We start from the raw sequence: 23,005 nt of genomic DNA on the forward strand, positions 1-23,005 counted from the left end.
CTTAAAATTCTCTCATAGTCTTTAATGACCATCCGGCGATTTGGTCGCCACAGAACATTGCGTTGTTTTCCATAATGATTGAACCGTCTTTTCTCACAGAAGGTCCAAGAATTTCATCTCCTGCCCATCCTCCTGACAAACCATCTCTCGCTAATGACTCCAATTCACCTATTACTTTAGCTGCAGGTGGTAATTCAATTAATTCAGAAACATTTCCTGTAGAAACCAAGGCAGTAGTATTTTCATCCATAACTACCAATGGTTGAGATTTTCCGTCTCTACCCGTACACTCATTACTTATACCAACTACTTTAACTCCCACTTCTTCTAAGGCACAAATACATCTTACATAGTCGGCATCGGGATTTCCGTAACCTTCTTCTGTTACTATAGCTCCGTCTGCCCCCAAACTTCTAGCCATGTTCGCTACAAAAATAGAAGCCCTTTCTTTCTGTTCCAAACTTACATTTAAGTTAGACATTATTACACCTAAAAAGTTAATTGTTTTTCCGTGTTCTTTATATAACTCTTTTATTGTAGGGAAATTCTGTAAGTCATAAGTTGACCACTTAGATGAACAAGGCATAAAGCTTCCACCTATTATTGCACCATCCAGTACTTCATTTGGATTCATAAAACTTGGTAAATAATGATTCATATCCCATCCATATAGAAAGTCATTATATCCTAACTCTTCCATCTGAGACTGTGGCTGCATTACAAGTACCACTGAAGGCAACTTGCTTATATTTTCATCTCTTTTTGTTATACCATCAAGCTCAAAGACCTCTGTTTCTTCAGGTTCTAACTCTTTTACAGTTTTTGCAAGATATTCTGCAAATTTATGACACGCCCATCTTATTGCGTGATTTTTCTTTTGTTGCTCATATCTTTCAAATTCTTCATCTGTATCAATCACTAAGCAAATATTGATTAGCTGAGAGTAATAAGAGTATTTCGCTCCTTCGCCCGACATATCTACAAGACCATCTCCAAAACTTCCCCAATGCATACCGACTCCCATTACTGAACACCCTTTCAATGCATGTAGTTTTCCTTCTCCGGCTCTTCTCAGATCTCCGGTTATTCCCGGAAATACCGCTTTCCCATCGACTCTTACTCTAGGTTCAACGGCTTCTTTAATTGGAACGATTCTTACATCTTCCCCCGGATGAGCTATATCGATATCCATATCAGTAATATGTTCATCTGCTCTTACAAAATCAATAGCCTCTTTCTTATTGATTGTTAAAATTCCATCTGAGAATTTTGTAGAATCGCCAAAAACGACATCTTTCACATAAAAATTACCAATCTCCAATCTCATACTCTACCTCCACATAAAATATATTTGATTTGCAATTGTATTTTAATTGCATTTTATTTAATCAAAACTAAAAAACAAACATTTTATTACATAAAATATTATCATAACACGATTAACTTTGCAATATTTTTAACTAATATAATCATAGTTATTTTCTATAACAATATTAAGAATTTTCTATACAATAATCATAAAAAAAAATAGAAATTCTACAAAATTGGCATATGATATAAAAAATAGAGATGCATTATCTTAATACATCTCCAATATAAATATAATTTAGGATATCATAACAACACTCTCAGTGTGAATCCGAATCCATAATATAAAATTTGTATCTAATTAATAGTGTTTGAAAGAATTTCAAAACACAATACTTCACAGTGAATTAAGCTAAATTTTTCTTAGCAACTTCTACCAACTGAGTAAAACCAGCCGGATCAGCTATAGCCATTTCTGAAAGCATTTTTCTATTCACTTCAACTCCTGCTTTCTTAAGCCCATTCATAAATTTTGAGTATGACATATCATTCATTCTACAAGCAGCATTGATTCTCTGAATCCAAAGCTTTCTGAAATCTCTTTTCTTCTGTTTTCTACCTATGTAAGCATTATTTAATGCCTTCATTACAAACTGATTTGAAGTTTTGAAAAGCTTACTTCTTGATCCCTGGTATCCTTTTGCAAGCTTTAATACCTTTTTATGTCTTTTATGGGCATTCATACCCTTCTTTACTCTTGCCATTTTTAATCCTCCGTATCTTTATCTTACTTATATGGTAATAATTGTGCTATTCTCTTTGCATCTCCGTCACTAACTAGTGTAGACTGTCTTAAATTCATTTTAGTCTTAGGTGACTTCTTTGTAAGTATATGACTCTTATAAGCCTTTGCTCTCTTTAGCTTTCCGCTTCCTGTTCTTTTTAATCTTTTTGCTGCACCTCTATGTGTTTTCATCTTTGGCATAACAAAATCCTCCTCTCAAAAATTATCTATTTCTTTGGATCTATAATTGCAACCATATTATTCCCTTCAAATTTAGGGGCCTTTGTTGGTTCTCCAAACTCTTTTAACATTCCGATAAAGTTCATCATTACTTCTTTACCGATATCTTTATGACCTAGCTCTCTACCTCTAAATCTAAGTTCAACCTTTACTTTATCTCCTTTTTGAAGAAACTTCGCAGCCTGATTTGCCTTAGTCTTTAGATCATTATCACCAATTCCCGGTCTAAGTCTCACTTCTTTTACATTAACAGTCTTCTGTTTTTTCTTTGCTTCCTTTTCTTTTCTAGCCTGTTCATATTTATACTTACCATAATCCATTATTCTACAAACAGGTGGCTCAGCGTTTGGCGATATCAATGCAAGATCCAGGTTTTTATCACTTGCTATTTCTAAAGCCTGTTTTGATGACATTATACCTAACTGTTCTCCAGTTTCTGATAATAACCTCACTTCTTTTACATTGATTTCTTCATTAATTGCTAGTTCTTTACTAATACAGAACACCTCTACTTTCCGTTAATAACTAAATTCCATTTTAGAATACTTAGCGCCACAAGTGGCTTGTCTATCAAAATCTCCTTGGGTAAAACCCAAATAAAAAAAGACGGATTATAAAATCCGTCATAAGCTCTAAAACAGGCAACAAAATTACGTTGCTACAAAACTTATCAACCTTACTAAGCTCTGCCGTAAGGTGAGAACGGATTCTACTTCTTTTTGCTACCTGTTCAGTATATCCTATATACAACTTAATGTCAAGGACATTTAATATTTTTTTCATAATTAGCTTCTTAACTGTCAACAAATATGTTACATTCTAGAAAGTAGCCATATAATTCATAAATATTTTAATAACTTCTGTGCTATTACTTCTTGTCACCACTTACTTAACATATTAATATGAACTAATCTAGAATATATTCTTCCGGAATTGATTCTCCCGGTCTTATGACACATCTTACCCATTCCTTCTTTATTTCCCATATATTTGCCTGTATTGCAAATATATTCCAATCACTTATTTCAAAAATTCTTATCCAACTGTCCTTTATTCTTTTCTCTTCCAAAGGATACATTCTGGAATATCTTCCTTGAATAAATTCAAATGAATTGTTAAAACCTTTTGACCTTATCTCATCTTGATATTTTTTTAAGTCAATATCATCCTTAGGTACATAATGTAAATTCAGAACATAGTCCCATTTGCTACCATCAAAATACATTATTTCCTCATTAGGAACTTCTAAGACATATGCCACTTCTCCTTCATATGGTCTCATACAATTTCTAGCACTGACAGAACACCAAATTTGATAATCAACATCATCAGGCTTTTTGCTTCTTTTTTTTGCCTCATTTACAAACCAATCATAACATTTCAAAAAAAATGGTGATATATCCTGCATATGCTCCTGGATATATTCTTTTTTATTAACAAATCTTCCTTTATTCTTTAATATCTCTAGTGATCTTTCATCCTGACTTGTAAAAAGTATCGTTGTTTCACCTTTGTTATAGGGATTATTGAATGTAGCTGTCATAGTAACCTCCCGAAAAATATAATTATATTGAAGATTATATTATATAATAATATAATCTTCAGCTATTTTTATAAAAGACCTGTCATTTTCTGCATTAATAAACTTACAATTATAATACCAATCCAACAACACATCCCCAGAGCCAGTGGTTTTCCTCCCGTTTTAATTAACTTTACAATATTAGTATTCAAACCAATAGCCCCCATTGCCATTATTATAAAGAACTTGCTTATTTTTTTCATTAAAATAAAAAATTGAGGAATTACATTTGTTACTGCTTCACCGGTATTTCCGGAATCGATCATATACTGTACAATAGTTGTCAAAATTGAACAAAAAACAAAATATATTATAAAACTTGGAACCATTTTATGAATTTTAAACTTTTTATTGCCAATCTGCTCTGATTTTCTTTTATTTTCGTAAAGTGACAAGAAAAAAGTGATTGGAATTATCGCCAAAGTCCTCGTCAATTTTACTACTGTAGCAGAATCTAATACCATTGTTCCCGTATTGTGTATACTATCCCAAGATGATGCAGCTGCCGTTACAGATGAAGTATCATTTACTGCAGTGCCCGCAAATACGGCAAACCCCTGGTTTGATAAACCTATAATATCCCCTAATGTTGGAAACACTATGGCTGCTATAATATTAAATAAAAATATAACAGATATGGCTTGAGCTATTTCATCACTGTCAGCCTCTATAACAGGTGCAGTCGCGGCAATAGCAGAACCTCCACAAATAGATGAGCCTACACCTACCAATACGGATATTTTTCTAGGTATATTGAATAATTTACATATAATAAAAGAAATAATAAGTGATGTCATAATCGTGGAGATAATTATAGGAAGAGAACTCCTACCTACACTTATAATTACTTGTAAATTTAATCCAAATCCCAATAATATCACTGCATATTGCAAAACCTTCTTTGATACAAAATTTATACCTTCCTGATAAACATTCTTTCTATCCTTAATTATCAATGATATTATAATTCCTATTATTATGGAGAATACGGGTCCCCCTATTATCGGTAATAACTTTCCCAAATACCATGCCGGTATAGCCATTATAAAACAAAAAATAATTCCTTTGATTTTTTTACTCAATTTAATACCTCCTAAAATATTTTATTAATATATCAAACTACTAATAATAAACCTTTTTTATATTTTACCAAAGATAATTATATTATATATTCTTATTATATTGTACATTTTAGAATATATAATATCAATACTTTATAAAAATAAAAAATACCAATTAACTTGAATTGGTATTTTTTATTTTTATAAAATATTGATGTACCTAAATCTATAAATCCATTTATTAAATAGCTTATTCAACTTTTTCAAATATATATATTTCATTTGGAATGAATGATGATATATATATTCTGCTATTATTATGATCTATACATCTACTCTCATCAATTATATTCTGTAATTTAATATCAGTATCTATAGTGCCTATATATTTTCCATTTTTACTAAATATATTTACAGAACAAAATGATTCTGAAATAGCAATAATTTTGTCATCAAAAAAAATAAAATCACTTATACACATACCAATTGGTAATTCACATTCATTTCTAAATGTTAAATCATCTCCATCAATAAAAAATAAACTATTAGTGCCAGTTCTATATTCAATAATATCATCATCCTTTTTATAGGATTTTACAAGCTTATTTATAGCATATATTTTATCCTCATAAGATATTATTGGACCAAAAAAATTATCACCCAAATTACTTATTTGATTTGTATCAAAATCATAATATATGACTCTATCATTTTCATTATATGATAGACCATTTAAATAAATCCCTTGCTTATTAACATCCATATAAGTCAGTAAATATTCATTATCCTTTTTTAAATTATTTGCTATATCAATTTTTATATCATCAATATATTTCAAGTTTTCATCTAAAACCTTTACTCTATAATTCCCTGCATCCAACACATACACTTTATTATTGTACTCTTTTATTTTACTTGGTCTAGTAAATTCTAATTCACCATCACCTTTTCTGCCGATTTCATCAATAAAGTCTCCTTGATAATTAATTCTAACCAGCCTATCATTCTTTTCATCAGAAATTAATATATCATCTTTTCTACACAATATCCCATTTATTTTCCCAACTTTGTCTATTTTTATTTTTTTTGTTTTATATCCTTTTATTAAATTTATTTCGAATTTATCAAGACTTTGCATTTTATTATCTAAATCACTTGATAAAAAAATTGGTAACTCTTTAGACTTTTCTTCATCATATTGTTTATCATATTCACTACCCACAGTACAAGCACATAATAGTAAAGGAACTATACATAAAGCTATTTTTTTTGTTATTTTCATTTTTTCTCCTTATACAATTTAAGAATATAAAATTAGGGACTCAATCAATTTCATTTCTAAACACCAATTAGATATTTATTTCTATTATTTACTTAAGATTTTAACACCATATATACAATTATTTACTGCTATATTGCTTCTATTCTTGTAGTTATTATTTCATTCACTAAACACAACCTAAAAAAACAGTTTTATATTTATACTCATAGTAAATAGAACCATTATTTCTTAAGCATTTTCTTCTATACTTATCTTGTCTCACTTTCCTTCTTAGTTTACCTCCTGGACAATACGTATTTGTGACATATGGTTTACCAGTTGATATACGCTGCCATGCACTACAACCCACAGCATTTATGTCTCCGAATGAAAGTACAGATATTACTACAAGTGCCATAACTAAACCTATTATTCTTTTTAAATATATTTTTTTCTTCATAGAAACACCTCCTAAAATTTTTGAGTCCCTAAATTAAAACTATTTTAGCTCTTTTAATAATTGCTCATCATCTGTTTTTCTTATTATTTTATATTTATCTCTATCAAATTTAATAAAAGTCGGATACCAATCTATATCATATATATTCGCAAAAACGTTTTCATAGTCAATTATTTTTTTTTCATCGTTTGAATCACTTGTATATATAGTTACAACTTTATTTTCTTTTACTATCCCTTCTTTATTTAACATCATTTTAGCTTTCTTACAATCTGAACACCCTTCCATAGAGAAAAAAACAATCTTTTTTCCATTATATTTATGTTCAATATTTCTAATATAATTATTGGATGAAGATATTAATTTATCTTTTCCTATTTCTTCAAGCATAAAAGTTCTTTTTATAATTTCTTCAGCTTCACTTGTTTTAAAAATAATTTTATCACCATCTAATAATATATACATAGGTAATTCATCTTTGAATTCTGAGTCAATTAAATAATAACTCATATTTTTCACTTTATTATTTAACTGATTTTCATTAGCCTTTCTATCCCACAATATAACAACTTCAACCCCTATTGGTTTGTATATTTCACTTACCCTTTCTATAAAAGGCATTTTTTTATAACATTCCATACACTTTGATTTTGTTACAAATATTATTTTATATCTTGTCTTTAAATCTTTTATTTCGATATTTTTATCATTATATCCAGCATTTCGAACCTGAACAAAATTTGTAATATTATTTAATTCAATATTTTTTTTGTGTTTTTTTTCACTAACAATAAAAAACACTATAATTATGACAATAATACATATTATAAGAATAAAAATTCTATTATTTTCTTTGATTTTCATATTAAACCTCCGTATTCAATTAAATATATTTACATACATTATAGAATGAAAATCATTTTATTGCAATACTTTTTTTGATTTTTCTTTTTTTTAAAAAAATTCTGATTTTTTATAATCACTCTATATTACATTAAAACAGAAATAAATATAATTTTTCTATAAAATTATTTATAAAAAAATATTTTTCTAAAAAAGATTATTATTAATTTAATTATTTTTTTAAAAAACAGCTATTTAATATAAAAAAATAAAATCTTATTAAAATATTAACATAATAGAAACAATATACAAAATAATTCTCTAAATAACCTATCGTAAATTCGATAAAACTCAAAAAAAACAGAGAGATGATACTTGTTAAGTATCAATCTCTCCTGTTTAATAATGTTTATTATTTTTAATAAAATATAAGTATCAAAATATTCGAACTATTATGCTATCTTCTCTTTTCTTCCCTTCATACCTGCTTTAAACATTGTATAAGCAGTGTAAATTATTACCGCTATTACAATAAACTTAAGCTTTTCTACATCTGTTCTTCCAATTACTTGAACCGCTAAAGCAACCCCTATTAATCCAAATATGGAAATAAATATAGATACCAGTCTGTTGTAAGTTTGTTCTTTTACAAATTTAGCTGATGCAACCGGCATCAATAATGCACAAGAACCCATCATTATTGGGAAAGCAGCTTTTATATTCATTCCCAACAAGAATATCATAGCCATACAAGGAGCATAAAGACCAACTCCAGCAGTCATTAACGCACCTAGTATAAAGTTACCAATAATACCTAATATTAATTTTATGCCAGTTAATTGAATAGCATTATTCTCTGTAGCAAAAATTCCTAGATAAGGATGTGTTATAAACATTATTATAGCAGCAGCGAATAACGCAATTCCCATAACCAACTGAATCTTTGTTTCATCCATCTTAGATATTATACCAGCCCCTATATATGAACCTACAACTGCCGCAGCTATCAATGCAGCAAGTGTCACAGGATCTACTTTAATAGCAGACGTAAATAATATGGCTTCGAAAAGAACCGGAAGTGTACAAGATACATTAAGTGTACCCGGAATTTCCTTATCGTGTATATCTACTTTTAATATCTTCATTAAAGCAACTATAGGACCAAACGAACCGATACCTAAAGTATCACCAAAGTTAGTAAGTAATCCTATAAATCCAGATTTGGCAATCTGTGCTTTTGAAGTATTTCCTAATTTGTCTCTATTTTTAAATACATCTACACCTAATAATGCAGCAGAACCTGCAAATGCAATATAAAATAACCATTGTAGTACTGTTAAAATCATACTCTAATCCCTCTCTAAATAATTTTAAAAATTTCCCCTATTTTAAGATAAATCCATACTTAACAGGATCTTCTTCATCTATTACAAAGTGATTGAATCCTGTGATATAAGCAGAACCTGTAACCTGAGGAACTACTGCATCAAATTCTCCTACCTTTGTTGTTTCAACTATTTCGCCTTCAAATATTGTACCAAGAATTGATTCATAGAAGAATTTTTCTCCTACTTTGAATTCTCCTCTAGCATGTAGTGTAGCCAATTTTGCACTTGTACCAGTTCCACAAGGAGATCTGTCCACCTGTCCTTGTCCGAAAACAACACAGTTCTTTAATGTAGCACCCGGAGTGTCAGTTTCTGACCACCATTCAATCAGGTCAACAGTTTTTATATGTGGTAATTCCGGATGTTGTACTTCTATTTCATTGTTTATTATATCTCTTAATTGCATTCCTAAGCTATTTAGTATTCCGGCATTTTCAGGAACAATTTCTATACCTAATTGGTCTACTTTAACTATAGCAAAGAAACTTCCACCAAATGATATATCAAATTTAACTTTTCCATATCCTGGAAGCTCGACTTCCTGATCTTTCTTATATAAGAAAGCGGGAACATTCTTGAATGATACTTTTTTAGCCTTACCGTTTTCAACTGTTACTTCACCCCTGATTATACCGGCTGGAGCTTCCTGAACGATGTTTGTGATTGGTTCTGTTACGGGAACCATACCTGTTTCAACAGCACAAGTCATAGCACCGATAGTACCGTGACCACACATATTTAGGTATCCCCCACCATCCATGAAGATTATACCGTAATCAGCTTCTGGATTAGTCGGCTGAGTTATGATTGATCCGAACATATCATTATGTCCTCTTGGTTCTAACATTATTGCAGTTCTTAAGTAATCCAGGTTATCTTCTAACCACTGTTTTTTTTCTGGCATTGAATTACCAACTATATTTGGTATACCACCTACCACGATTCTTGTTGCTTCTCCCGCTGTATGGGAGTCAATTGCATGAATACTTCTACTAAACTTCATAACTTAGTACCTCCGTTCAAAATAATTATTTTTTTAACTAATAAAACTAATATAATTTATAACAAACACCAAAATGAATGGTATTATTATATTATTATTGAAATACGCTTACTTTACATTACGCATTTTCAATTTTAAGAATACAAGCGCCTTTCTGGCATCAACCATATCGACGTTATTCTCACCCACAACTTCAGTTTCTATCCCCTGCTCACTTTTGTTTATGTCAACTATCGTATCCATATACTTATTAGTAACAACAAACTTTGCTTGCACTCCATTAAAAGTAACTCCGACTGTAGGTATCCCTCTCTTACCAATTTCTTCAAAAGTATTAGCATAGTCTACATGAGAATTTCCCCATCCGTCAGCACTTAATATAGCACCATCTACTCTCATAGCTTCACACCATTGGGCAGCTCTCTGACCGACTAAATTCTTATACTTGTTGTCATCCGGAGTACCGACAACCATTACTCCTACAAAATCGACATCAGTATCTTGACCTAAGACTTCTACCAACGGGTCTCTGAACATATGTAAAGAAGTTTCTTTTGTTGAAGGACCAATACCCATAATAACACCCCCTAAACCAATGCTCTTAAAATTCCATCTCTGTATTCATTAGGAGATAGTATCATAGGCATATTGCACATATCTATTATAGAAGTACCGCCTTCAAAACCACTTGGTTCTTCAGCAAATAATAAATTATCATACATAGCTCCCTGACCGGCAATTTGCTTAATCAAAACAACTTTCTTTTTACCCGGTGTAATTTTATCCAGATATTCATAAGATCCATTTGCCAGTCTTCCATCTATTGTCTTAAGTGCGTTCCTTATCTCCTGAATGAAAGAATCACAAGCCTTAAAGCAAGCATTTGGAAGGCTTCTATCATATGGCAATCCACCTTTAATTGTTACATCAATATGTATAATATAATCTGTTATATCAGGAGTTCCTCTTCTACCAAATATCATTTGTTCATTTAGTACACCTTCAGACGAACCGAACTCATGCATTTGTCTCCCATCTTCATCTACACCGGTCAACATAACATATGCACCTGTAATTGTATGAGTTATTCCTTCTCCAATTTTTCCAAGTACTTTAGTAGAAATAGGTATTATATCCATTATAGTATTGATTTCTCTATTATAATCTCCTGGTTTAATAATTTCTAATTTAATATCTTTAATCAACTCATCTTGAGCTTTTAATTCTTCTATTTTGTCATGAACAATTTCTAATACATCACCTTTTATTGCAAACCTATTCCCATATCTCACTTCATTAATTGAAAAAGGTTTGATTACAAGTCGCCTTAATATCTTTTCTTCCATAATATTCACCCTTTGATATTTATTTATGTAAACAGACATCCCCTATAGATATAGAGGATGTGTTTACATTTAAAAGTACTATCCAATTATCGACAGTATCCGCTTTATCTAAAATTAAATAGCAGCGTGATATTCAAATGGTAATGGAACAATTTTTCCTGCTGAAGGAATAGCTACTAACTGTTCTAATGTAGCTTTAAGAATTCCAGTCTGCATTTCAACATTATGTGGTTCACCAGCATTTGCACCCATTGGCACTAATGGAGAAACGGCTCTTGGAGTACCATTCTGTCTAACAACCGGAGGAAGAGCTGCTATTATTATAGTTGGTATACCAGCTTCTTCTATTGCTCTCTGCACGATCACGGCAGTTCTATGACAAGTACCTCAGCCAGCTGTCATAACAACACCGTCTACACCTTCTTCTTTTAATTTGGCAGCGATTGCAGGTCCAGTTTCGTTAGTGAAAACTTCCTGATTTCCTCCACCACCCATAAAAGTATAGTGCATTGGAGCTACATCTTTAATAAATCCTTCTGCTTTTAGTTCATGCAATCTTTCAATTGGGAACATGCAGTTTACGTCTCTGTTTACGTCAGAGTTATCATATCCACCATGTGATACCATTAGATCAGCTGGAGTAGCTGTATCCGGAACCATTCTAAATCCTGTATCACCGGCAAGGTTAAATCTTTCATCTGATTTCATGTGTACACCAGCTGCAGTAGCTAATGCTATTACCATTTCATTTAATGGTTTTGTAACAGGAGTCCAAACTGGAGGTGGTGTTATAGGAACATATATTTCAGATTGAAGTCCTGGAACTGTAGTTAACTTACGACTCATTTGTATTTCTCTCCCTTCAAATTTTTCTAAAGATCTAACTTCAATTTTTCAATACTTTTCTTTAATTCTTCTAGTTCTATAGTTTTTTCAAGAATTTCTTTTTCTAATCTAGTTAGATTCTCTAATTTCTTTTTTTCTTCAACTTTACGCTGACCTTCTAATTTTCTAACATATTCCTCATTGGGTATAGGACTAAATACCTCTGGGTTGCTTAACATAAACCCGACTTCTTGACCCACCTGAGGATTGTAGTCAGTAATAAGCATTCTATTTGGTATTTTAAAAAGTCCAAGTCTACCTTTTAAGTCTATTGTTATAGCGCCACCTTCAACACTACTGATGACACCTTCATAGTATTTTTCAGAGGACATATATTTTAAATCTTCTTGTGCCATACTATTTCCTTCCTTATCAGGTATGTGAACAATACCTTAATTTAGATTTTTTCTATCTTTCACCTTCTACTGGAGTATAAGTATCTTCAACTATACCAGCTTCGATGTCTGCTCTTTCATATAACTGACTTCTCTTTCTTGTCATGTTAAGTGAAGTTTCATTTTCTTCAAGAGGAATCTTAATACCTAAAGCCTTTTCTATTGCATCGATATTATTTAATTTAACGTTGTTATTCCACTTTCTTTCAGCAGGTTTAACTTCAACACCTTCTATAGCATTCTTTAACATAGCTATAATTCTGTGAGCTTCTTCAGGAGCTAAACAGTTATTTTCTAGTATTTCGTTTTCGATACCCTGTCTTGATTTGTTGTTATCTACCATGTGAGTCATGTATTGATTACCAACAACTAAAGCACCCTGAACTGCACAATAAGATACACCAACTACCGGCACACCTCTCATACCTATCTGCTCTATATGTGATGCAAAGTCGATATGGTTATTACCAAAACCTTCAGTAGTAACTACTGCACCGTCAACTTCCATAGACTCAACTAACATACCTAATCTTCTAGATACATAGAATTTTTCAGAGTTCGCCTGAGGAGAACCTACAAATACAACACCTACTAGGTCAAATTCATCATCATTCATAGCAAGAGTTACTAATGGTTCTCTCCAGTAATGTCTTGACATTTCCTTAGAAGCTGGTCCTATACAAGTCAAAGCATGGATACCACCATCTAATACTTCAAGTGGAGATAATACAACTGGAACATTACCTAAGTCAACGTTAGGTCTAGCACCTAATGTACCAACCGGTTCAACTGGTAATATCAGGTTATCATGCATTGCACCCTGTCCCATTATTTCCTTAACTATAACTATTTTCTTTCTACCAGTTCTTCTATACTGTTCAATAACTTCAGTATCAACTACTAAAGATTCATCTTCTATAGCTTTTATTGCTTCTCTTATTTCTTGGATAATGTAATCAAATGCCTTATGAGCAGCTAAAGGACCCGGTCTTTCCATGTTAGTTCCTTCTTTAATTGTTACTTCACCCTTAATAAATATTTCGCCATATTCAGCAGCACCTGGTCTACCCCACATCATTGTAGTATCCATAGCACCTTCAGAAGAACCGAACTCTCCAATCTGAACACCATTTGCATCAGTACCAGTAAGAACAGCAACTACACCATCAAGAACTCTAGTAACACCTTCTCCTAAGTCTCCAGATTCTTTAGTAGCAATCGGCTGTAAGTCAAGAACTGCTTCAGAGTATTCATTATATCTGTCTGGAGTTATTATATCTAACTTCATGTCATAAACAAGTTCTTCAGTAGCAACTGCTTCTTTACAGATATCTTCTGGAGTTCTTATTGTTAATGTTGTACCATTTATTTCAGTCTTTTCGCCGAAAACTACTTTATCTATCTTATAATGCTTTTTAGTAAGACTTCTTATAACTTTTGTAGTTTCTTCTTCAACGACTGGAGTGCTTGCAACAGTAGTAGCAGCACCAACTGGAGCAGCAACTGTACCACCACCTAAACCAACTGGTATTTCAAGATTGATGTCTTTACCTTTTCCTATGTGAATCTTTATCACACCATTATTCGGAACATTTGAGAATGCTGGAGCTGCAGATACTTCTCCCGCTTCTTCTTCAACTTCCTCAACTTCTTCCGCCTCAGCAGAAGTATACCCTTCAACATTATCAGTTGTCATTGGAGTAAGTGCATCTAAAGTCTGAGTTAACTTTGCACCTAAAACCTGACCAATTGTTAAAACATTTTCAGGAAGTTCCAACAAACCAGAATCGATTAAATCTGGGAATATAGCTGGATCTTCAAGATTAGCTGCCTCAACTACTGTTCCTGCTTCAAATCTACAACAGCAGACTGCAGGATCATTAGCATGGGCTTTTGCTGTTTCATTAGTTATTGACATAGCAAAAAACCTCCTTATAAAAAATAATTTATTAATATATGTAAATATGCTCCAGACATTAATGTCATATTAGCATATTTTAACTAACACTGATAACAGTATTAATTTTTTTCAAAAAACGATTTCATTCCAAACAATAAAGCATAACAACCACTTTAAAATTAAACATACATACACTTTTTTACTACTCTCTATATCAAAGTAGATCAGTAACAAGCTTATTGTTTGTATATTTTTTATCGCTCTATATTTTCATTATAGCAATAAAATTAATCTTTTTAAATAGTTTTTATCTATATAAAGAATAGATAAAATATATATGTCTATTTTTAGACACACTTAAGTTTATTTATATAAAAAAAAGGTTATTATTATATATATTTCCCTTCTTTTTCAATACTTATAGAATCTAATTGCATTTTCTATATTCAAAACATATTATGTTTAATTTTTTTACATATGTCGAATAATCGACTTTTTTTAGTTAGATTACCTTACTAAAAAAAGCATCATTTTTATTAAAACGACACTTTTTTAACCATTTATTTTGTTTAATAAATTAAATATTAACTTTTGTTAATTATAATAGTTTTTTATATTTCAACACTTTATTAAACAAGAAGTTTTCTTAATCCAATTTTTCAATATCATATTGTTCCAGTTTATAATACAAAGTTGTCCTGGGAATATTAAGTATTTTTGCAGCTTTACTTTTATTCCCTTTAGAAAGAGATAGCGCCTCTTTTATCTTTTTTTTCTCAAGAATTTTTATTGCTTCATTCAAATCCATTGGATATACAATAAGATTTTTATGTTTTTTAACTGAATCTAAAACATATTCTGGTATATCATCTATATCAAGTGTCTTTTTTGAAGTTAAAACAACCATATTTTCGATTGTGTTTTTTAATTCTCTTATATTACCTTTCCACTCATGTTTCTCCAAAACTTTAAAGGCATCTCTACTTATTTTTAGAAATGGTTTGTTGTTTTCTCTACACAATTCCTCTAAAAAATGATAAATTAATATACCAACATCCTCTTGCCTCTCTCTCAGAGGAGGTAGCAAAATCTCTACAACATTCAATCTATAGAATAAATCTTCTCTAAAATTTCCCGATTCTACAAGGTCATTTAAATTTTTATTAGAGCCGGATATGACTCTTATATTTAATTTTATTACATCCTTTCCGCCCACTCTTACAAACTCTTTTTCATGAAGTACTCTTAAAAGTTTTGCCTGCATATTTAATGGCAGATCTTCTATTTCATCCAAGAAAATGGTACCCCCATTTGCCATCTCAAGTATACCTATTTTTCCGCTCTTTATTCCTCCTTTATATTCACCCGGTGCATATCCGAAAAACTCCCCTTCAAACAATTCTTCCGGAATCGCCCCACAATTGACGGGTATAAAGGTTCCTTCCCTTTCACTATATTTATGAATTGCACGGGCAAAAAGTTCTTTGCCGGTTCCCCCCTCTCCATTTAGCATTATGGAACTATTTGTTTTTGCAACTTGTTTTGCTATACCTTTTGCTTTTTCAATCGCTCTGCTTTTTCCTAAAATTTGATCAAAATCATTTTTGGACATTGATCTCATTTCATTTTCTAAATATTTTATTTTTTCTTGAGTTCTTATTAATTCTTCAGATAATTTTGTAGCATCGACTACATCTACTTCCGTACATACTACTCCCACAAACTCACCTTTATAAAACACCGGACTAGCATATACAAACCCAAAAAGATCTTTACCCTCATCATCATACTTCTTATTATGATAGACATCGTTCATGGGAATTTTCGTATTAAGAACTCTCTCTGATATCGTATCTTCAAGATATTCACTCATTTTTTTACCTACTATCACATTGGCTGGAATATTGTATCGGTTTTCCATAAATTTATTCCACAATAATACGACTCCGTCTTTATCTATAGCTGAAATACCTTCATTTATTTGTTCAGTTATATATTTTAAAGTAAGATATTTTTCTTTCAATACTTTTTCGGAGTCCTTATTTTCTTCTAAATCACCATCTTCAATTAGTTGCACATTAAACAATATGGACACCTCCTTGATATAATCTTTAGTTGATTATATCAATTATTATTTAGTTTTACAATTGACATAAATAAAAAAATTACATCTATAATTAATTAATAATTTAACTTTTGTAATAATACTATTACTTTTAACTATATTTGTGATATAATAGCCTCATCAGTAAAAATATTATTCCTATGCATTTGCAACTGATAATAAACATACATAGAAAAACACAAAAACATACTACACAAAACTACTCTCAAAACCTTATTATCGCATAAAATAGATATGCGATTTAATAGTTAATATGAAAATAATAATTTTTTGAGGGGGCTTAAAAATGTCAAAATTTATTCATTTATTATTGAAACAGAATATTGGTGCAAAGAATACTCCGGTTGTTAAAGTCGGAGATGAAGTTAAAAGAGGTCAATTAGTAGCAGACTATGAAGGCCTTGGTGCTTTTCTACATTCAAGTGTCGACGGTAAAGTTACTGAAATAACAGAGGATGAAATAGTTATTGAAGCTAATGATGTTCAGAGTGAAGAATTTGTTAAAATCGAAAAAGGCGCAACGATAGCAGAAACTGTTAAAAATGCTGGTATAGTTGGGCTTGGTGGTGCTGGTTTCCCTACTTATGTAAAGTTAGGTACTGATTTGGGTGGAACTGGCTATGTTTTATGTAATGCTGCTGAATGTGAGCCTATTCTTTCACACAATATGGATCAATTATTATTTGAACCGGAAAAACTATTAAGAGGTATGAAACTATGTATGGAAGCATGTAATGCTGCACATGGTGTGTTCGCTCTTAAAGAAATACATGAAAAAGAAATATTAGCTATGCAAAAAGTTGTTGAAGCTGATGGAGATAAGAGAATAACTGTTAAAGCAATGCCTGACCTTTATCCAATGGGAGAAGAAAGAGCTGTCGTTAGAGAATGTCTTGGTATAGTTTTAGAAACTGATAAATTGCCTGCTGCTGCAAATGCTGTTGTAATTAACTCTGAAACAATGTGTGCTGTTGCAGATGCTGTAGATGAATTAAAACCTTTAATTGAAAAGGATTTAACTGTAGCCGGATATCTAAATACTGCTACTCAAATTGAAGTTTTTAAAGATGTTCCAATTGGTACAAAAGTTGGTGATCTTATCGAAAGAGCCGGAGGATTATTCAAATATGATGAATATGGCGAAATAATAATGGGTGGACCATTTACTGGAAAGAGTACTAAGATTGACGCTCCTATAGTAAAGACTACAGGAGGAATCCTTGTTACTAAACCATATCCAAAAGAGACAAGAAAAATGGGTATTCTTGTTTGTGCTTGTGGTGGTAATGAAGATAGACTTAGAGAAATTGCAGGCTACATGGGAGCTGAAATTGTAGGAGTTCAAAAATGTAAGCAAGCTATTGAAGGTAAGGGTGGAGTTCTTAAGTGTGAAAATCCGGGACACTGTCCAGGACAGGCAGAAAAAATGCTTAACTTGAAGAAGGCTGGTGCAGAAACTGTAATTATCTCTAATTGTACAGACTGTACAAATACTGTTATGGGAGTTGCTCCAAAGATGAAAATACCTGTATACCATCAGACAGATAATATTCTTGAAACTATGCATATAGAAAAGATAAGATTCTTAAAGGATGGGCAGAAAAAATAATTAAAATCAAATGGATTGTACTTTAAGACTTTCCTATAAAAAATGGTGAGCAGTCAATTTGACTCTCACCATTTTTTAGGTTATATTTTTTATTAAACAATAATTATCTTTCTGTATTTCATATATACACTATATTTATATATAGAGTTTAAATCTAACTTAATCTATATAATCACCTATATTTTTAACTATATATCTATTATTAGGATATTTGTCAGTTGTTATATAGCCAGGTTCCGCCTTTATTAAAGCCGGTATACGATTGATTAAATTTGCACACGTCAACTCTACTGTTGCCGGTCTGTTTACATTTATTGTAGTTTCCGGTTCTCCAAAGAATGTCCAATCATTTCTATCAAAATCATCTGGTCCATACACCTTACCTATACATTCAGTCTCAATAGTAATACCTTCTTTGGTTTCAGTTGTAACTACTGCACTCATTCCAGTAGGATCTCCTGCTTTTATTTCCATTTCTAAAGTTGAACTATTGAGGTTTTCACTGTGAACTGTAGGAATACACTTTTGCACCTGAGAAATAGGTGTCAGACCTAAACGCTCGCATAACCAACCATTTTGATTCCACATATAACTCGGAATATATTCCCCACTTTCAACCAGTTTTTTCTGTTCATCAGAAGACAAATCATTATATTTTCCTATTTGTTCTTCAAATTCTTTAGTGCTTAAACCGGCTCCATGTCCTTTAGCAAGTGCAATTCCATAATCCTCTACATCATAACTGCTTATTCCCTTTATCTTCGTTATTTTTTGCATTGATCCTGCCAAAACATCAATCAATACACCCCAATACATATCCGGATAACCACTACCTGTTAATGTAATTCCATTTTCTTTTGCAATCCTGTCAAGTTCTTGAGTTAGTTTAGGATTGGAATTCCATGGATATAAAGCTTCTTCACAAGTAGTTATTGCATTTACACCGCTTTTTGCACAATTAATGAATGCTTCTTTTATATCTTCAACCGTACTCATCGTAGCTACAACACAAGCCTGAGGTTTAAGTTCGGTTAATATTTTTTGAGCATCCTTAACATCAGAAATCTTGACACCATAGGTTTCAATTCCTAAAAATTTCCCTATATCTTTTCCAATAAGTTCAGGATTAACATCAAATGCTGCAACTATTTTTGCCTCTTTTTCCATTAAATATCTCATCAGATATTTACTCATTTTTCCACAACCATATTGTGCAACTCTCAATTCCTTCATAATTACCCCTCCTTTTTAATACTATTAAAAATCAAATTACAAAGATATTATAAAAAACAACATATTGTTAAATTTTTAACTCAAATATTAAAAATTTTTTCTTTTCCCCACCTTTATATTTATATTTTAACATCTTTCACAGTTTTTTGCAAAAATTCTCTCTTAATTCAAATAACTCCTTGAATATTAGAATTAAGAGAGAATAAACTAAATCCTTACATAATTTTAGAAAATTAATATAAAATCCTTTTATTTTCAACTCTTTTAGTTATTTTCTTTTTATCAAAATTTTCTAATATAAGCATACTTATTTTTCTGCTCGAATTTACCATGTCTCTAAATTCAGCCAAAGTCATCTCCCCATTTTCTTTTATAAACTTTTTAACTTTTTCTTTTGCTTCATTATAGAGACTTGAGTGAATTACATACTCTTCATCAAGAAGTTCAATTTCACTTCCAATCATAGAATCCAAAACACTTTTTATATTTTTATTTCCCTCACATATATCTTCGATAGTACATATATCGCCAAAACCTAAAGATTTTAGCTTTCTGGATATGGCTTCTCTCATTTTCTTTTCTTCATCACTTAATTTGACTTCAAAGTCTTTCATAGAAACCATATTATCTATAGTTTTTATACTTCCCGATTTAATACACAGATCTAAAAACGAATCTATATCTTTTGCTTTAAACGAAGACTCTACTTTTGTACCTGCTTCTTGCTTTGGCATTCCCGGTTTAAGAGTATTTTCTTTATGATATTTCTCCAAAACTTTAACCAGTTTGGATAACAAAAATTCAAAATAATCCCTATGTATGTTCTTTCCATTAATATCAACAATTTTTCCTTCAGATTTTAACTCCTCTAAAAGAGTTTCCAGTTTATTTTTGTCTATACCTATATAAGACATCATATCTTGAATTTTAGGAAACTTGAAAGAATTATTTTTCATATATATTTCCAATATGGATTTTTCATCTCCTATTTCTTTTATTTTTAATTCTTCCAATATATTTTTCGTGTCTTTGTTAATTCCATGTTTCACATTAGATACATCAACAATTATCCCTCCTCCAATAGTATCCATTGGAGAGTAAGTTCTGATTACAAAAGGATCTAATTTTTTACAAACAATTCTCTCTTCGAGTCTAAGTTGAACAAATCCTTCATCCCCTGCCTCCATTACTTCTTTTTCAAGAGGAACTGTCCTACATAAAATTTCTCTAGTTCCATGATATAATTTCAATCTATCCCAGTTTGCCAATTTACAACCTTCATGCTTTAATAATTTAATTTTTACATCAATCATCATCGAGTCCAACATTGAATCCGGTGCAGCAAGAATATCACCTCTGTTAATATCACTTACTTTAACATTTGAAAGATTTATTGCTGTTCTCTGTCCGGCATATGCAATTTCTTCATTTTTACTATGTACTTGTATGTTTCTCACCATTACTCTCTTGCCACTGGGATATATCTCAAGCTCATCATTTAGCTTAATTATTCCCTCTATTATTGTTCCTGTTATTACAGTGCCAAACCCTTTTACTGAAAATACTCTGTCTATATTAAGACGTGCAGGCAAGGATGTATTTTTTTCTTCCACCTCTTCGCTCATGGAATCCAATTTTTGTATTAATTCCGGAATCCCCTTTTTCGAAATTGAATCAACTCTTAGTATTTCTGAACCCTCTAAAAAAGTTCCAATTAAACCTTCTCTTATATCATCTTCTGCAAGTTCTAATAATTCATCATCAACCATATCACATTTGGTCATCACTACCAAACCTTTTTTAATATTCAAATATGATAATATATCTATATGTTCGACTGTTTGTGGCATTACTCCCTCATCGGCAGCTACTACTAACATTACCATATCCAATCCTGATGCCCCTGCTAACATATTCTTTATAAATTTTTCATGACCGGGAACATCGACAATTCCAACAGTTTTTCCAGAAGGAAGATCAAAATAGGTAAACCCTAAATTAATAGATATCCCCCTTTTTTTCTCTTCATCTAATGTATCGGTCTCTCTACCGGTTAATGCCTTTATTAAACTTGTCTTACCATGGTCAATATGTCCCGCAGTTCCAACAACTATATGTTTCATTTAACTACTTCCTTCCTAATTTAATTTTTACTTAAAGCAGTCTTTAATTCATTTGCTATATTTTCATATTGCTCTTCAAATATTGTCCTTACATCCAATACATATTTTTCATCATACACTCTGGCTATTATATGTGAATTTCCTAATCTAAGTTTTTCTTCCAATTTACTTACACTAATATTATGTGGTTTGATAACAACCGCTTTGGATTCAAGTTCTTCAGTAGGCATAGAACCTCCTCCGACCTGTCCTTTACAATCTTCAATTGATATTTCGGCATCCAAATTACCACCTGATTTCTGCATAATTACTTTATATAAATTGTCAACTTTTTTATTGATTTCTTCTTTAGTATATGTAAGCATTCTCAAAGTCGGAATTTCTTTTATTGCTTTTTCTTCATCTAAATAAAATCTCAGTGTGGCCTCAAGTGCAGCAATCGTCATTTTATCAACTCTTAATGCTCTAGTTAATTGATTTTTTTTCATTTTTTCTATAAATTTCTTTTTTCCTACTATTATACCTGCCTGTGGCCCCCCTAACATCTTGTCACCGCTGAAACTTACAATATCAACTCCCTTTTCAATCGAATCAAAAACTGTAGGTTCATATGCCATTCCGTATTTTGATAGATCTATAAGGACTCCACTCCCAAGATCTTCTACAACCGGAATAGCATACAAATCCCCTAAAGATCTCATCTCTTCCAAAGATACGCTTTCTGAAAATCCTACTATTCTGTAATTGCTGGTATGCACCTTCATCAACACTTTAGTATTTTCTGTGATAGCATCTTCATAATCTGAATAGTGAGTTTTATTTGTAGAACCGACTTCTACTAAATCCGCCCCACTTAGCGCCATTATACTAGGAATTCTAAAAGCACCACCGACTTCTACAAGCTCTCCTCTGGAAACTATTGCTTCTCCACCCTTGGCCATTGTACTTAATATAAGCAAAACTGCAGCAGCATTATTATTTACAACCAATACATCTTCAGCACCGGTTATTCTCTTTATCATATCTGTTAAATGAGTATATCTTGAACCCCTTTTTCCTTCCTCGATATCATATTCAAGATTTGAATATCTGGAAGCTGCCCCCCAAAGCTCATCTTTAATTTTTTCACTTAAAAGAGATCTTCCTAAGTTTGTATGTACGACTATTCCGGTAGCATTTATGACATTTTTTAATGACAATTCATATGACTTTTTAGATGTTATAATACTATCCAAAATAATATCTTCTTCTGATAAGCTAAAACTTGCCACTTCTTCATCTTTTAACGAAACTATTTTTTTTCTAAATTTATCAATACTTCCCCTTACAGACTCTACCACAATACTCCTAGGTAAATTTTCACAAATTTCCACAATTCTTTCATCTCCCAAAACTTCATCAACAGAAGGAAGTTTGGCAAATAATTCTTTTTTATTTGTCTTATTACTCATTTTTAACT

The 23,005-nt window shown here is 31.3% G+C and carries 21 protein-coding genes; 1 reads left to right on the forward strand and 20 read right to left on the reverse strand.

The annotated features are described in order from the left end of the window. Position 1 precedes the first annotated feature (1 nt). The 17 genes from HLB29_RS04940 to HLB29_RS05020 form a co-directional block, all read right to left on the reverse strand. Positions 2-1,327, reverse strand: coding sequence for a glycine/sarcosine/betaine reductase component B subunit (locus HLB29_RS04940; protein ID WP_185624037.1), 1,326 nt, complete (start codon positions 1,325-1,327; stop codon positions 2-4). A 388-nt stretch (positions 1,328-1,715) separates the two neighbouring features. After that, positions 1,716-2,072 (reverse strand): 50S ribosomal protein L20, encoded by a 357-nt coding sequence (gene rplT / locus HLB29_RS04945; RefSeq protein ID WP_185624038.1) that lies wholly within the window; start codon positions 2,070-2,072, stop codon positions 1,716-1,718. A gap of 23 nt (positions 2,073-2,095) precedes the next feature. Further along, the gene (gene rpmI / locus HLB29_RS04950) at positions 2,096-2,293 is read right to left on the reverse strand and encodes a 50S ribosomal protein L35 (RefSeq protein ID WP_007790110.1); all 198 of its coding nucleotides are present in this window, start codon (positions 2,291-2,293) and stop codon (positions 2,096-2,098) included. Between the two features lie 26 nt (positions 2,294-2,319). After that, a complete protein-coding gene (gene infC / locus HLB29_RS04955; protein WP_210059776.1) occupies positions 2,320-2,838 on the reverse strand; it encodes a translation initiation factor IF-3 in 519 nt (172 codons plus the stop codon). A gap of 401 nt (positions 2,839-3,239) precedes the next feature. Further along, positions 3,240-3,875: a DUF3841 domain-containing protein gene (locus HLB29_RS04960; protein ID WP_185624039.1), complete on the reverse strand. Its 636-nt coding sequence runs from the start codon at positions 3,873-3,875 to the stop codon at positions 3,240-3,242. A 68-nt stretch (positions 3,876-3,943) separates the two neighbouring features. Then, entirely contained in the window at positions 3,944-4,996 is a 1,053-nt protein-coding gene (locus HLB29_RS04965) for a YeiH family protein (RefSeq protein WP_185624040.1), read from the reverse strand. 229 nt (positions 4,997-5,225) lie between these two features. Continuing rightward, the gene (locus HLB29_RS04970; protein ID WP_185624041.1) at positions 5,226-6,257 is read right to left on the reverse strand and encodes a 6-bladed beta-propeller; all 1,032 of its coding nucleotides are present in this window, start codon (positions 6,255-6,257) and stop codon (positions 5,226-5,228) included. 166 nt (positions 6,258-6,423) lie between these two features. Then, complete coding sequence (locus HLB29_RS04975) at positions 6,424-6,696, reverse strand: hypothetical protein (protein WP_185624042.1); 273 nt, start codon at positions 6,694-6,696, stop codon at positions 6,424-6,426. Positions 6,697-6,735: 39 nt separating this feature from the next. Beyond that, positions 6,736-7,560 (reverse strand): TlpA family protein disulfide reductase, encoded by an 825-nt coding sequence (locus tag HLB29_RS04980; protein WP_185624043.1) that lies wholly within the window; start codon positions 7,558-7,560, stop codon positions 6,736-6,738. A gap of 431 nt (positions 7,561-7,991) precedes the next feature. Then, positions 7,992-8,885 (reverse strand): sulfite exporter TauE/SafE family protein, encoded by an 894-nt coding sequence (locus HLB29_RS04985; protein WP_185624044.1) that lies wholly within the window; start codon positions 8,883-8,885, stop codon positions 7,992-7,994. A 37-nt stretch (positions 8,886-8,922) separates the two neighbouring features. After that, on the reverse strand, positions 8,923-9,930 hold the full coding sequence (locus tag HLB29_RS04990; protein ID WP_185624045.1) for a proline racemase: 1,008 nt from the start codon (positions 9,928-9,930) through the stop codon (positions 8,923-8,925). 108 nt (positions 9,931-10,038) lie between these two features. After that, positions 10,039-10,506: a glycine/sarcosine/betaine reductase component B subunit gene (locus HLB29_RS04995; RefSeq protein ID WP_185624046.1), complete on the reverse strand. Its 468-nt coding sequence runs from the start codon at positions 10,504-10,506 to the stop codon at positions 10,039-10,041. Positions 10,507-10,517: 11 nt separating this feature from the next. Next, positions 10,518-11,276, reverse strand: a complete 759-nt coding sequence (prdD, locus tag HLB29_RS05000) for a proline reductase cluster protein PrdD (RefSeq protein WP_185624047.1) — start codon at positions 11,274-11,276, stop codon at positions 10,518-10,520. A 114-nt stretch (positions 11,277-11,390) separates the two neighbouring features. Beyond that, entirely contained in the window at positions 11,391-12,122 is a 732-nt protein-coding gene (gene prdB, locus HLB29_RS05005; protein WP_185624048.1) for a D-proline reductase (dithiol) protein PrdB, read from the reverse strand. A gap of 26 nt (positions 12,123-12,148) precedes the next feature. After that, positions 12,149-12,517, reverse strand: a complete 369-nt coding sequence (locus HLB29_RS05010) for a CBO2463/CBO2479 domain-containing protein (RefSeq protein WP_185624049.1) — start codon at positions 12,515-12,517, stop codon at positions 12,149-12,151. Between the two features lie 52 nt (positions 12,518-12,569). Continuing rightward, positions 12,570-14,474, reverse strand: a complete 1,905-nt coding sequence (prdA, locus tag HLB29_RS05015) for a D-proline reductase (dithiol) proprotein PrdA (protein ID WP_185624050.1) — start codon at positions 14,472-14,474, stop codon at positions 12,570-12,572. Positions 14,475-15,102: 628 nt separating this feature from the next. Continuing rightward, the gene (locus HLB29_RS05020) at positions 15,103-16,533 is read right to left on the reverse strand and encodes a sigma 54-interacting transcriptional regulator (RefSeq protein ID WP_330604419.1); all 1,431 of its coding nucleotides are present in this window, start codon (positions 16,531-16,533) and stop codon (positions 15,103-15,105) included. 334 nt (positions 16,534-16,867) lie between these two features. On the opposite strand from HLB29_RS05020, the gene prdC reads away from it, so the two are divergent. Further along, a complete protein-coding gene (prdC, locus tag HLB29_RS05025) occupies positions 16,868-18,190 on the forward strand; it encodes a proline reductase-associated electron transfer protein PrdC (RefSeq protein ID WP_185624051.1) in 1,323 nt (440 codons plus the stop codon). Positions 18,191-18,349: 159 nt separating this feature from the next. Here prdC and HLB29_RS05030 read toward each other — a convergent pair whose 3' ends face one another. The 3 genes from HLB29_RS05030 to selA form a co-directional block, all read right to left on the reverse strand. Further along, positions 18,350-19,423, reverse strand: a complete 1,074-nt coding sequence (locus HLB29_RS05030; RefSeq protein WP_185624052.1) for an NAD(P)H-dependent amine dehydrogenase family protein — start codon at positions 19,421-19,423, stop codon at positions 18,350-18,352. 233 nt (positions 19,424-19,656) lie between these two features. After that, complete coding sequence (selB, locus tag HLB29_RS05035; protein WP_185624053.1) at positions 19,657-21,546, reverse strand: selenocysteine-specific translation elongation factor; 1,890 nt, start codon at positions 21,544-21,546, stop codon at positions 19,657-19,659. Between the two features lie 20 nt (positions 21,547-21,566). Continuing rightward, positions 21,567-22,997: an L-seryl-tRNA(Sec) selenium transferase gene (selA, locus tag HLB29_RS05040; protein WP_185624054.1), complete on the reverse strand. Its 1,431-nt coding sequence runs from the start codon at positions 22,995-22,997 to the stop codon at positions 21,567-21,569. Between the last annotated feature and the right edge of the window lie 8 nt (positions 22,998-23,005).

It is taken from the genome of Peptostreptococcus canis (assembly GCF_014229965.1).
In the GTDB taxonomy this organism is placed as follows: domain Bacteria; phylum Bacillota; class Clostridia; order Peptostreptococcales; family Peptostreptococcaceae; genus Peptostreptococcus; species Peptostreptococcus canis.